This window comes from Bartonella sp. HY761, from assembly GCF_026743145.1.
Lineage (GTDB): Bacteria > Pseudomonadota > Alphaproteobacteria > Rhizobiales > Rhizobiaceae > HY038.
Window position 1 is genome coordinate 2,361,360 of the sequence record NZ_CP104887.1, and the last position, 13,658, is coordinate 2,375,017.

Here is a 13,658-nt window from a genome sequence, read left to right on the forward strand (position 1 = left end):
TATTTAGCAATATTAAAATCCTTACAAAAATGGTTTTATAACCTTGAAACAATTGAGCTACAAGAAAGCTTAATATAAAAACGAACACAACAAAAAAGGTGGGAAAACCCACCTTTATTTAATCAAAACTATTTGTAAGCTATAGAGCTACAATTATTTATGAATCCAAGAAAGAACGCAATTTGCGCGAACGGCTAGGATGCTTCAACTTACGTAATGCCTTAGCTTCAATCTGGCGGATACGTTCGCGCGTAACCGAGAATTGTTGCCCGACTTCTTCCAAGGTATGATCGGTATTCATGCCAATACCAAAACGCATGCGCAATACACGTTCTTCACGTGGGGTTAAGGACGCCAAAACGCGCGTGGTTGTATCGCGCAAATTGGCTTGGATAGCCGCATCAATTGGCAATAGCGCATTTTTATCTTCAATGAAATCGCCAAGATGTGAATCATCTTCATCACCAACGGGTGTTTCAAGGGAGATCGGTTCCTTGGCAATTTTGAGCACTTTGCGCACTTTTTCAAGCGGCATTGCCAATTTTTCTGACAATTCTTCCGGTGTTGGCTCACGGCCAATTTCGTGTAGCATTTGCCGTGATGTGCGTACAATTTTATTAATTGTTTCAATCATATGCACTGGAATACGGATAGTACGAGCTTGGTCGGCAATAGAGCGGGTAATTGCCTGTCTAATCCACCAAGTCGCATAGGTTGAGAATTTGTAACCACGGCGATATTCAAACTTATCAACCGCCTTCATCAAGCCTATATTACCTTCTTGAATAAGGTCTAGGAATTGCAAACCACGATTGGTGTATTTTTTAGCAATTGAAATCACAAGGCGCAAATTGGCTTCTACCATTTCCTTTTTAGCAATGGTTGCTTCGCGCTCGCCTTTTTGTACCTGATTGACAATGCGGCGGAATTCGCCAATTGAAATACCCGTTTCTTGGGCGAGCTCTTGAATTTCACCACGAATTTCAAGAATATGACGCTCTTCACGGCTAGCAAATTCTACCCAACCACGCGCTTTCAAAGTAAGCACATAATTTAGCCAATCTGGATCAAGCTCACGGCCCTGATAGGCTTTCAAAAATTCTTCATGCCGAACACCATGAGAATCGGCAAGACGCTTTAAACGACCTTCATTTTGCACAAGACGCTTATTGATGTCATAAAGCTGCTCGACCAATGCCTCAATACGGTTTTGGTTAAGCGACAAGGATTTAACTGCTTTGATAAGCTGATCTTTAAGCTCTTTTAAGCGACGCTTTTGAGTTGGCGACAAAGCTTCATTTTCAGAAGTTAAGCTGTTTTCAACCTGTTGATCTTGCAATTTACGCAATTTCAAATAGGTGTCATAGATAAGATCAAGAGTTTCCATCACTTGCGGGCGCAGTTCTGCTTCCATTGCAGCAAGCGACAAGTTTACTTCATCCTCGTCCTCGTCCTCATCATCAATACCCAATTCACCGCCAACATTGGTGATATCATCTTCATCATCACGCGATGGACGGCGCGGCGCTGGCTCGGCTTTTTCTTCCAGATCAAAACGCTGTACGATTGGCGCTTGGCGCGCTTCTGGACCGGCATAAGTCGTTTCAAGATCAATAATTTCACGCAATAAAATACGAGAGTCGTTTAATTCATCACGCCAAATAATCAAAGCTTGGAAAGTAAGCGGGCTTTCACAAAGGCCAGCAATCATTGTTTCGCGGCCAGCTTCAATACGCTTAGCGATGGCAATCTCACCTTCACGTGATAAAAGCTCAACTGCGCCCATTTCGCGCAAATACATGCGTACCGGATCATCTGTGCGGTCGGTTGGTTCTTTTTTAGTAGCAACAGCAAGCGCGGTCGATCCAGCTTCTACAAGTTCACCGCCGCCTTCAACTTCCGCAACCTCAGGGTCACCTTCTTGCTCGTCATCCTCAACAACATTGATGCCCATATCAGAAAGCATCGCCATGGTGTCTTCAATTTGTTCAGACGTTACTTCTTCAGAAGGCAACACTGCATTGAGTTCATCCATAGTGACATAACCGCGCTTCTTGGCGATTTTAATCATCTTTTTGACAGCGTCATCGGAAAGGTCGAGAAGTGGGCCATCCGCATTAACTTCGCGTTCAGCTTCATTTTCCTCGTTGTGCTTAACCTTGCTTGCCATACCGTCGTCACTCCAGACATTCACTTGCCTAAGGCCATTATCAATCGACCCATAGACTATAAACCTTATAAATACCTTTGCTGGCGCAAAAGTTCCAATAAAAGCTAAATTCTCTATAAAGCGTGTCTACACTATATAATTTACCAATATATAAATGTTACTTCCTTTGAACATCTTGCATTATAAATACTTATTGTGGCTTTTATAGTATTTCCTATAAAATAACCAAACATTAACATTCAAGCAAGACATTGTAAAAATTACAAAATTTTAGCTTTTTTAAAAATAATCTCATTTTAGATTGGTATAGCTCAATCATAAAGCCATACGAATAGACAACCAAAAGCAACGCCAACACCCAAGAAATCTGCGGTGGCGCTCATGACAATCCTAATCTAACGAGATTAATTGTCTGATTCGCAAGAAAAAAGCGAATCATTTTACAAAAAAGTGATTCTAACCTTTTTCTTTTTCCCATGCACCAAAGCCTTCAATCAGCGCTTCAGTGGCATTACTACGTTCCAACTCTGCCCTCACATCCATTAGCAAAGCCAGTTTTTCTTCAGTAGGATTTGCTAAAAGATCAACTTCTATTTCTCTTAATCGTTTATGTAGGTTGCGTGCACTAGAATACAAGTACAATGCTTGCTTTAATGCCTCACGCGCATCTTCAATCGGCGCTTCTAACGTACAAGAGCGGGTATTTAAATTGCGCATCATCATACTGATGCGATCTAATATTGCTTTTTGGCCGCGTTTTATTAACAATTCATGCATAGCAGAACCATCATCGGGGCACCACTCAGCCAAAATATTAAGCATAGCCCGGTGAAAATCTTGTAAACCATCATGAGCAAATTCTAAAGCCGCAAGCGCTTCAAAATTTTCATGCCAAAGGGCGGGATGATTGGCAAGGGTTAGCAAAATAGCCGCATCACGCGATGCCATTGGCGTTCTTGATGACCAAGCAAGATCGGAATTATTGAGATTTTGTGATGGCCCTGCTGCAATCGTCTGGAGTGTCTTTTTACCAAAATTACCTTGCTGGCCCTTTTGCCCTTTTTGAAAAGGTTGAAATTTAGGGCGGAAAAAATCGCGAAGTCGATTACGAATATCCTGCAAATAATAATGGCGCAGACTTTCATCTTTAATCAAAAAAGCAGCTGTCGTTAATCGCTTTTCAAGAGCGGCGCGCTGTTCAGGCGTTTCAGTTAAGCCGTCATTTACTTCACGTTGCCAAAGCATTTCAATCAATGGCTGCGCTTCACTCACTAAACCCAAAAATGCTTCGCCACCATTATCGCGAATAATATCATCGGGGTCTTTACCATTAGGTAATGTCACAAAGCGCAAAGACACACCGGCTTTTAACAAAGGTAAGGCACGATCAATGGCACGGTAAGCTGCACTAATGCCAGCGCCATCGCCATCAAAACACAAAACTGGCTCATTTGACATGCGCCATAAAAGTTGTAATTGCTCGTCGGTTAGTGCAGTACCAAGCGGTGCCACAGCATTATCAATGCCGGCTTTAGCAAGGGCAATGACATCCATATAACCTTCAACAACCAATATAGGCTTTGCTGCTTCACCGCCTTTAGCTTGTGCTGCTCGTCGTGCTTCGCCGCCATTATAAAGCAAATTGCCCTTATGGAATAATTCGGTTTCTGGCGAATTTAAATATTTCGCCCGCACTTCAGTTGATAAAGCACGACCACCAAAAGCAACAATTCGCCCCTTTAAGTCCGCAATTGGAAATATAACACGATGACGGAAACGATCATATGGACTTGGAATATCTGCTCCTGTCACGATAAGACCAGCGGCGTCCATTTGTTTGACGCTAACACCTTTGGCTAGGAGGTGATCTTTTAGTGCAGTTTTACTATTCGGCGCAAAACCAAGGCGGAAACGTTTTTGTATTGCTTGCGGCAATTGACGATTTTGTAAATATTGGCGCGCTTCATTGCCTTGGCTATTTTGCAATTGCGCCTCAAAAAATTGAGTAGCCATTTCCATGACATCATAAAGCGTGGCTTTACGCGCTTCGCGCTGCTCCATCTGCGGATCAGCTTTTGGCATTGGCACACCAGCCATATCCGCTACCCGTTCCACTGCTTCCGTAAAACCTAAGCCATCAAGTGTCATTAAAAAACGAAAATGATCACCGCTTTCACCGCAGCCAAAACAATGATAGCGCCCACGGCCATCATCACAATGAAAGCTTGGCGTCTTTTCACCATGAAATGGACAACAACCCCAATAATCTCCGCGGGATGCATTGCTTTTTTTACTGTCAAATGTAACGCGCGTTGCGACCACCGTTGAAATAGGGACACGGCCTCGAATATCGTCCAGAAAATCCGGTGAAAAACGCATTAATAAAACCTGATATTGATCATAAAACGAGCAAAGGAACTTTAATGTTAAAAGCCCAACAGCACAACCATATTGCCATAACCCAAGCCATAGTTTTCAGCAAGCTTTTAAGCAATGGATAATTTTATAGACATTAAATCGCATAAACATTCAATAGCTATGTGACTTAACGCCTATATAATTATTATTTTTATGGAGTGAAAGCCCAGGCACAGATTTTTATTCTGGCAAATGCTTTTAAACACTGCTACCCATGGCAAAAGATTAAAATAACTTTGCTATTCAGCATTACCAATTTCAATAACCAACGCTGAAAGTCCATCAATACCACCAGTTATGATATCGCCAGACTTTACCGCACCAACACCTGATGGTGTACCTGTATAGATAAGATCACCAGCAGTTAAGTGATAATAATGCGATAAATGGCTAATAATTTCCTCAACACTCCAAATTTGGGCATTTAAATGAGAACTTTGCTTGGTTTCATTATTAAGCTTGAGCCATATATGCTGATCATTAACCGCACCAAATTCTTCAACTGGCGTTATTGGCGTTATAATCGCTGAATTTTCAAACGCCTTAGCAATATCCCACGGATAGCGTCTATCCTTAGCATATTGTTGCAAATCACGCCGTGTCATATCAAGACCGCAGGCATAACCAAACACGCTATTAAGCGCCTCATCAACACCAACTCTAAAAGCTGGCTTATCAATTGCGACAACCAATTCCATTTCATAATGAAAATTTGTCGTACCAGGAGGATAGGGAATAGTGCCGCCAGACAAAACAACCGCCGAGGCGGGTTTGGTAAAATAAACAGGCGCTTCACGATCAACTGCTGCGCCCATTTCCTTGGCGTGATCTTCATAGTTACGACCTACACAAAAAATACGATTTACCGGAAAAAGATCCCCGCTACCCACAACTGGAACTAAAGGTGTTGCTGGAAGGTCAAACAAAATTTTACCCATAACGATCTCCTAATCATCAATTAACAATACTATAATCAATCACATCGCAAAGTGTAAGCATAAACTTAAAAAACATTTTCACGGTGCTTTCACGAACCAGTGAGAGCTTATAGCAGTCTTATAAAATGATCTTTCAATGTGAAATTAGCAACGATCTTATAATAATTGTCTCGACTTAATATGATATAGCGCTTTATAAAATAATTATGATCTTATTGCCCTATTTTTTCGATAATATACCGCTAAACCTAACCAAATGAAAAGCTGTTTTTATGAACAGTAAAAGCAATAGATACCATTTAAAGGAGAGTATGGTGGGCTCGAACCTAGAACAAGGAGTGCAACAAGTGGATGAAACAATGCAGCAATTATTAGGCCAGCACGCTTGGCTTCAAACTTTAATTTGGCTAGCTATTCTGATTGTCGCTTCTTTTGTTGTGAATTTTTTGGTCCGCGCTTTGCTATTGCGTGGCTCTTATCGGCTGCTTAATATGGTAAAAGGTGGCGATAATGATTTTATTCGCTCTGCCATTTCGCGCCTTGCCAATATTGCGCCGGCATTGGTATTTTCGGTTGGAGTTGGCGTTGTACCTGGACTACCAGGGGCTGCCACCAAAATTATTGAAAATGTCGCCAATGCCTTTATCATTCTTACCATCGCCCTAGCCATTTCTTCCATGCTCAGCGCATTTGAAGATATTTATCACCACCGCCAACATTTAAAAATGCGCTCCATCAAAGGGCTAATTCAGATTGTAAAGGTTGCACTTTTTGCCGTTGCCACCATTTTGATCCTTGCCACCTTAATTGATCGCTCGCCGCTTATTCTTCTGTCAGGCCTTGGTGCCATGGCTGCGGTTTTAATGCTGGTCTTTCAAGATACATTGCTATCACTGGTTGCCAGTGTGCAAATTGCTTCTACCGATATGGTACGGGTGGGCGACTGGATTACCGTATCAAATCTAGGTGCTGACGGTACGGTTATCGAGCTTGCCCTTTATACGGTTAAGGTGCAAAATTTTGATAATACTATTACCACTGTTCCCATCCGAAAATTGGTGAGCGATCCATTTATCAATTGGCGCGGCATGCAAGAATCTGGTGGTCGCCGAATTAAACGCGCGCTTTTTATCGACCAAAGCAGTATTCGCTTTTTAACTGAAGAAGATAAGCAACATTTATCGCAGTATGTACTGCTGCGCGATTATCTTGACAGCAAAACCAAAGAGATAACCGAGTGGAATGGCAAGCTTGGAGACAAGGCGGCTATTGCAGCCAACACAAGACGCATGACCAATATCGGCACATTTAGAGCTTATATTACCGCCTATTTGAAAAGCCATCCCGGTATTCATCAAAAAATGACCTTGATGGTTCGCCAATTAGCACCCGATGCTAATGGGCTACCGTTAGAGATTTATTGCTTTACCAATACTGTCGTCTGGGCAGAATATGAAAATACTATGTCGAATATTTTTGACCATTTATATTCAATCATACCCGAATTTGGCTTACAAATTTTCCAATCACCAAGCGGCAAGGATTGGATGCATATTGTCATGGAACGCAATACTAGAAACATCGATCATGTAAACACCGCTAAAGATAATAGCGATACTGCTCAATAATCATCAACCGCCCGTTATTTAAGCCTATTTAGTCGCCCAAATCTTTTCAAGGTTTGGGCAATTTTATAAGCTGCAACTTCGATATAATATCATAAAAAAAGCGGCTCAATGAGCCGCTTTTCTCTATTTTTAAAGGGGTTTGAACTATTAGAAGTCCATACCGCCCATACCACCCATGCCGCCACCTGGCATTGCAGGCATTGCAGATTCTTTCTTAGGAAGTTCTGCAATCATGGCTTCAGTGGTAACAAGAAGACCAGCAACTGATGCTGCGTTCTGCAAGGCAGAACGAACAACTTTAACTGGATCAACAATACCAAGAGCGATAAGATCGCCATATTCACCAGTTGCAGTGTTGTAGCCAAATGTATCAGCACTGTTTTCAAGGATCTTGCCAACAACGATTGAAGCTTCATCACCAGCATTGGTTGCGATCTGACGAGCAGGAGCTTGTAGAGCGCGACGAACAAGGTTGATACCAGCGTCTTGGTCAGCATTGATACCCTTAACGGTGATGCCGTTAGCAGCGCGAAGAAGTGCGGTACCACCACCAGGAACAATACCTTCTTCAACAGCGGCGCGAGTTGCATTCAATGCATCGTCAACGCGGTCTTTCTTTTCCTTAACTTCAACTTCAGTTGCACCGCCAACGCGGATAACTGCAACGCCACCAGCAAGCTTAGCAAGACGTTCTTGAAGTTTTTCACGATCATAATCAGAAGTTGTTTCTTCGATCTGAGCCTTAATCTGGCTAACGCGTGCATTGATTTCAGCTTTTTCACCAGCACCATCAACAATTGTGGTGGTTTCTTTAGTGATAGCAACTTTCTTCGCACGGCCAAGCATGTCAAGGGTTACGTTTTCAAGCTTGATGCCAATATCTTCAGAAATAACCTGACCTGCTGTAAGAACAGCGATATCTTCAAGCATTGCCTTACGACGATCGCCAAAGCCAGGAGCCTTAACAGCAGCGATTTTCAAACCACCGCGAAGCTTGTTAACAACGAGAGTTGCCAATGCTTCACCTTCTACATCTTCAGCGATGATGAGAAGTGGCTTACCGGTTTGAACGATAGCTTCAAGAACAGGAAGAAGAGCTTGCAAGTTTGAAAGCTTCTTTTCATGGATAAGGATGTAAGGATCATCAAGATCTGCCACCATCTTTTCAGCATTGGTGACGAAATATGGTGAAAGGTAACCGCGGTCGAACTGCATACCTTCAACAACTTCAAGCTCTGTTTCAGCAGTTTTAGCTTCTTCAACAGTGATAACGCCTTCATTGCCAACTTTTTGCATAGCTTCAGCAATCATCTTGCCGATTTCTGCTTCACCATTAGCTGAAATTGTACCAACTTGAGCAACTTCATCAGATGTGTTGATTTTCTTTGCTTTTTTAAGCAATACGCCAACAACTTCAGCAACAGCTGCATCAATACCGCGCTTTACATCCATTGGGTTCATGCCGGCAGCAACAGCTTTTGCGCCTTCTTGAACGATAGCTTGTGCAAGAACGGTTGCAGTTGTTGTACCATCACCAGCGATATCGTTGGTTTTAGAAGCAACTTCACGCACCATTTGTGCGCCCATATTTTCAAACTTATCTTCAAGTTCGATTTCTTTAGCAACTGAAACACCATCTTTAGTGATGCGTGGTGCACCAAATGACTTTTCAATAACAACGTTACGGCCTTTTGGACCAAGTGTTACCTTAACAGCATTGGCAAGGATATCAACACCGCGCAACATGCGCTCACGTGCTTCACGGCCAAATTTGACTTCTTTAGCAGCCATTTATTTAACTCCTTTTAGGGAAATTTCCCGAATTTTTAAAAATAGACGGATAGGTACAGGCTCAAAAGCTAATGATTAGCCGAGAATACCCATAATGTCGGATTCTTTCATGATCAAAAGATCTTCGCCGCCAAGCTTGACTTCAGTGCCAGACCATTTGCCGAAAAGAACGCGATCGCCAGCCTTAACATCAAGAGCTGCAACCTTGCCGTTTTCATCACGTACGCCTGCGCCAACAGCAACAACTTCGCCTTCTTGTGGCTTTTCTTTGGCGCTATCAGGAATAATGATGCCACCAGCAGTCTTTTCTTCTGATTCAACGCGGCGAACCACAACACGGTCGTGGAGCGGGCGGAAATTTGGTGTAGCCATGGTTTTTACCCTTAGTAAAAATGTTAACCTAATAATTGAATAAGGCTTTATGCCTCTATTGTTAGCACTCGATAGTTGAGAGTGCTAACGATGCATTAGAGATAAAAATTGAAAAGGCATTTGTCAAGGAATGAGCAAAAATATTTTTTATTTTTTTATGTACCAAACACATATTATGGTCATTTAGATAGATTCACATCTAAGCATCATGCCTAAGAATAAAATATAGGCATGTAATATGTCAGTGATGTGACTAAAGAAACTTTTTTAAATGAGCTATATCACAATAAGTTTAGATAAGCTGTTGTTCTTCATCATCTTCTAAATAGCGGCTTGAACGCCATATCGTCAAAGTTTCATTGATACTATCGCGCACAAAATGCAATGCACTATCACGATCATAGCCATCATCACGCAATTGGTCATAATCTGTATAATTATGGCGGATATAGGCAATGGCAGCCAACCAAATAGCGATTGAAGGAGGAAATTTGCGCAAATGCTTAGCCGTTACAGCCTCTTTTATCGCCTCTGCATCAATAAAGGGAATCGCGGGGAAAAGCTCAGTTAAAATTTTGCTATGCGTCTCGTTTCTTTTTGTTGTCATTTGTTGATATCCACCTATCAAAATCGACACAAAGATATTGATACAATAATCTATTTATTTAAACAAATTATCGCCTTGCTCATCAATAATTTGACGGGCTTTAATTGTAATCATATCAAACGCCACATCGGTACTTGCAAATTTATCAGCGCGGATAAAACGATGCTCGCACACTTCACCATTAATAGTTTTGCTAATAACACCGCAAGATTGATACTGACCATCGGCAGCAAAAGGCGTGGCTTTGATTGTAAAACCATTATAGTCAATTGGATCCGAGGAGATTTCCTTAGGAGTTTTATCGCCGCCGCCAAAAAGTTTTTTAAAAAATGACATAGTCTGCTCCGTCTTCGCCTTGATAACCTGCTTTAGATGTTTTCACACATAATTATAAATTAGCATATTATTGGGGCATTTTCGATAGTTCACAAAGCCCTCTTTCATCCAATATCCCAATTCACAACTTAGGCATAACCATTATTGTGACAATTATAAAGCGATTTTTCACCCACTATTTAAAACCACGTATGTTATTCGCCATCATTATTAATCATGTAAAATTATCAAAATGGCTTAATCGGCAAAATCAGCACATTAATATGCTGCATCATAAAAACATCTCGCAACATTGGTAAGAAAACACTTAACACTCAATACAATAAACGAATTGCGAACGATTTGGACTAGAACTCATTGTAAAATCCAGTATAGCTAATAATAAACATATCATACGATTTTAAGTGGAGGATTAATCGGTGGCGCAAAAAATCAAACTATCTACCATTGCAGAAGCTCTTGACGTTTCAACGGCGACCGTATCACTTGCCCTACGCGATAGCCCTTTGGTTGCCGAAGAAACGCGCAATCGCATCAAAACCTTTGCTCGAGATATTGGCTATATTTACAACCGCCGGGCTGCAAGTTTGCGCACCTCCCGCTCTGGAATTATCGGCGTTGTTGTGCATGACATTATGAATCCGTTTTTCGCTGAAATCTTACGCTCCATCGAAACCGAGCTTGACCGCTCAGGGCAAACCTTTATTCTTTCCAACCATTATGACCAAGTAGAAAAGCAACGCAACTTTATTGAAACATTGCTGCAATTAGGTGCTGATGGCGTTATAATGTCTCCGGCAATTGGTACTCCTTTAAAAGACATCCTCATTGCCCAAGAAAACGGATTGCCAATGGTTTTTGTTGCGCGCCGTATTGATGGCATTGAAGCACCGGTTTTTACGGGTGATGACACATTTGGCATTGCCCTTGCAACCAACCATTTAATTTCTTTAGGGCACGAAAAAATTGCTATGATTGGTGGCACAGATTTCACCTCTACTGGGCGTGATCGCTACCAAGGTTATCTCAATGCCATGCAAAAAGCAGGGCTTGAAGCAAAGCCCGAATGGCGTATTTCTGGACCACGCACCAAACAAGCAGGCTTTGAAGCAGCCCCACAATTCTTAGCCCTGAAGGATAAACCAACTGCTGCTGTTTGTTGGAATGACCTTGTTGCCATTGGACTAATGAATGGCATTGCCCGGGCTGGATTGCAAGTTGGTGAAGATATTTCTGTTACCGGCTATGATGACTTGGAAGAAGCTGCCATTGCAACCCCTGCCCTTACCACTGTTTGGAACGGTCAACGCGAAGTTGGCAGACGTGCGGCTCTTGCGCTGCTTGATCTTCTAAATGGCAAGGAAGTACTTGACGGACATGAGCTGATAAAGCCTGAACTCCATATACGCCAATCAACGGGTAAGGTTAAGCCGCGCTAATTATCGATATATCTCATTGCTGTATGGGACATTTCAAAAAGGAAATTTAATGGAAGAATTTTTATTAAAATTTGATCTTTGGAATGCTGATATAGCGGTGAAAAATAAGGAATTTTTACTGAACCATTGTGCTTATTTTAAAGATGCAGTCTATTCGCGAGCTGAATTTGATAGTGATATTTTCTTTATTGATTTAACCTTTTCAAATAGGTTGCGTGAACTATCAATGTGTATAGCGCCGATGTTTGATGATGTTAGTTTATCCATTACAACAGTAAGAGGAGTTCAAGCTTCCATTTGGATGAATTATATTAAATATATTGAGATTTATAAGGACAAAGCACTATTTTTTGAAGGAATTCATCGCGCTAACAATAATGTTAAAGATGAGCAAATAAGCGTTATAGAATGCGATTTGATTAATCTTACAATCAAGTCGCGACTGAATCTTGCAAGCTATAACACCAAAATGACTGGATTAAGTACATGATGAGCAATGATTTTGACATCTTATTTGATCTCAATCTTCCCTTTGATCCGCAACTTGCCAAGCATGATATTTTGAATAAAAACGTTAGCAATCTTTTAGCTTTTGACAAATTTTTTACACCAAATGGCGCGGCACTGTTCATTCATTTTTCTAACAATGACGCAGATATTTCTATAACGATTAATCTCCATGACGATTTTTTCGCTAAAGCAATTGTTAAAGACCAGACAGGAATTGTACTTGATGCTGAATTCATCGGCTTTACGTTGATCCGATTTTATCAAAATAAAGTCTATTTTTATATTAACAAGGATGACCTTGCCATGAATGCAGATTCAGGTTGGATTGACCATAATTCCATGGAATATCACCTTAGTTACTTCTTCTTAAAGCCTAATTTATGTGCTGGCTCTTTGCGGTAATTGAATTTTTTTAAAATTATCCAAGATTCTAAATAGTCAAAAATAAAAAGGCATTTTTTAGCCAAACTATTATTGCCAGTTTTCAATGACTAATCTTCCCGTCACATTACTAGCCTCAAGCCGAGAATACGCTTCTTTCAAATTATGCACATTGATTGGTGACAATAACTAAGTGAGCGTTGTTCTAATTTCACCCTTATCAATCTAGGGTCAGGACCTATTAATTTTTTGGATTCCTTTTTTTGTTGATTTGTGATTCATTGGTTTTGTGGAGGTGAAACTAATGAGTGATTTGTTTTTATTGAGCGAAGAGCAGATGGCGCGAATATCGCCCTGTTTTCCACTGTCTCATGGGGTTGCTCGTGTCGATGACAGGCGCTTTATCAGCGGCATTGTCTATGTCATCAAACATGGTCTGCAATGGAAAGATGCGCCCCTCGGTTATGGTCCGCATAAAACGCTCTATAATCGCTTTATCCGCTGGAGCAGGTTGGGTGTATTTGACCGCATCTTCGCAATGCTGGCCGGACAGGGCCCAAAACCTCAACGCATCATGATTGACGCCACACACCTCAAGGCGCATCGCACGGCTGCCAGCCTGTTAAAAAAGGGGATATTCCCCGCCGTATCGGGCGCACGAAAGGCGGCTTGAATTCAAAGCTGCACACGGTCTGCGATCAAGATGGAAAGCCAATATGTCTGCTACTAACTGAAGGGCAGATGAGTGACTACAAAGGAGCCGCTCTTTTGCTAGCGCATCTGCCAGATGCCAAGGAACTCATTGCAGACCGGGGGTACGATGCTGACTGGTTCCGGCAGGCATTGCTTGACAAAAAAATAAAGGCTTGCATTCCGCCCAGAAAGGGCAGAACCACCGAGATAGTTTATGACAGGCAAACTTATCGGTTGCGTCACATAATCGAAAACCTCTTTGCCAAGCTAAAAGACTGGCGGCGCATCGCGACACGCTATGACCGATGTGCACACACCTTCTTCTCGGCTATATGCATCGCCGCAACCGTAATATTCTATCTTAATTAATGAGTC

12 protein-coding genes are annotated in these 13,658 nt (G+C 41.7%); 5 read left to right on the forward strand and 7 right to left on the reverse strand.

Annotated elements, in window-relative coordinates; genetic code table 11:
• Nucleotides 1–157: 157 nt before the first annotated feature.
• The 3 genes from rpoD to N6A79_RS10270 form a co-directional block, all read right to left on the reverse strand.
• A complete protein-coding gene (rpoD, locus tag N6A79_RS10260; protein ID WP_182417539.1) occupies nt 158–2,170 on the reverse strand; it encodes an RNA polymerase sigma factor RpoD in 2,013 nt (670 codons plus the stop codon).
• 456 nt (nt 2,171–2,626) lie between these two features.
• A complete protein-coding gene (gene dnaG / locus N6A79_RS10265; RefSeq protein ID WP_268545868.1) occupies nt 2,627–4,549 on the reverse strand; it encodes a DNA primase in 1,923 nt (640 codons plus the stop codon).
• Nucleotides 4,550–4,827: 278 nt separating this feature from the next.
• Nucleotides 4,828–5,526, reverse strand: coding sequence for a fumarylacetoacetate hydrolase family protein (locus N6A79_RS10270; RefSeq protein WP_268545869.1), 699 nt, complete (start codon nt 5,524–5,526; stop codon nt 4,828–4,830).
• A 359-nt stretch (nt 5,527–5,885) separates the two neighbouring features.
• On the opposite strand from N6A79_RS10270, the gene N6A79_RS10275 reads away from it, so the two are divergent.
• Nucleotides 5,886–7,154, forward strand: a complete 1,269-nt coding sequence (locus N6A79_RS10275) for a mechanosensitive ion channel family protein (protein ID WP_268547578.1) — start codon at nt 5,886–5,888, stop codon at nt 7,152–7,154.
• Between the two features lie 147 nt (nt 7,155–7,301).
• Here the strand turns inward: N6A79_RS10275 and groL are convergent, their stop codons facing one another.
• From groL to N6A79_RS10295, 4 genes are all read right to left on the reverse strand, one after another.
• Nucleotides 7,302–8,945: a chaperonin GroEL gene (groL, locus tag N6A79_RS10280; protein ID WP_182417542.1), complete on the reverse strand. Its 1,644-nt coding sequence runs from the start codon at nt 8,943–8,945 to the stop codon at nt 7,302–7,304.
• Between the two features lie 75 nt (nt 8,946–9,020).
• Nucleotides 9,021–9,317 (reverse strand): co-chaperone GroES, encoded by a 297-nt coding sequence (gene groES, locus N6A79_RS10285; RefSeq protein ID WP_182417543.1) that lies wholly within the window; start codon nt 9,315–9,317, stop codon nt 9,021–9,023.
• A 292-nt stretch (nt 9,318–9,609) separates the two neighbouring features.
• Complete coding sequence (locus N6A79_RS10290; RefSeq protein WP_268545870.1) at nt 9,610–9,924, reverse strand: DUF2293 domain-containing protein; 315 nt, start codon at nt 9,922–9,924, stop codon at nt 9,610–9,612.
• 54 nt (nt 9,925–9,978) lie between these two features.
• Nucleotides 9,979–10,260 (reverse strand): HlyU family transcriptional regulator, encoded by a 282-nt coding sequence (locus N6A79_RS10295; protein WP_262078481.1) that lies wholly within the window; start codon nt 10,258–10,260, stop codon nt 9,979–9,981.
• Nucleotides 10,261–10,679: 419 nt separating this feature from the next.
• Here N6A79_RS10295 and N6A79_RS10300 point away from each other — a divergent pair, with 419 nt between their 5' ends.
• The 4 genes from N6A79_RS10300 to N6A79_RS10315 all read left to right on the forward strand — a co-directional run bounded on the left by N6A79_RS10300 (nt 10,680) and on the right by N6A79_RS10315 (nt 13,652).
• Nucleotides 10,680–11,699, forward strand: coding sequence for a LacI family DNA-binding transcriptional regulator (locus N6A79_RS10300; RefSeq protein WP_182417546.1), 1,020 nt, complete (start codon nt 10,680–10,682; stop codon nt 11,697–11,699).
• Between the two features lie 49 nt (nt 11,700–11,748).
• Complete coding sequence (locus tag N6A79_RS10305; RefSeq protein WP_268545871.1) at nt 11,749–12,189, forward strand: hypothetical protein; 441 nt, start codon at nt 11,749–11,751, stop codon at nt 12,187–12,189.
• Nucleotides 12,186–12,611, forward strand: a complete 426-nt coding sequence (locus tag N6A79_RS10310; protein WP_268545872.1) for a hypothetical protein — start codon at nt 12,186–12,188, stop codon at nt 12,609–12,611. The genes N6A79_RS10305 and N6A79_RS10310 overlap by 4 nt, the downstream gene beginning before the upstream one ends.
• A gap of 283 nt (nt 12,612–12,894) precedes the next feature.
• Nucleotides 12,895–13,652 (forward strand): IS5 family transposase gene (locus N6A79_RS10315; RefSeq protein ID WP_268545646.1). Its coding sequence is split into 2 segments (ribosomal slippage): nt 12,895–13,228 and nt 13,228–13,652, totalling 759 coding nucleotides; the frame shifts between segments, so codons are not numbered across the junction.
• Nucleotides 13,653–13,658: the final 6 nt, after the last annotated feature.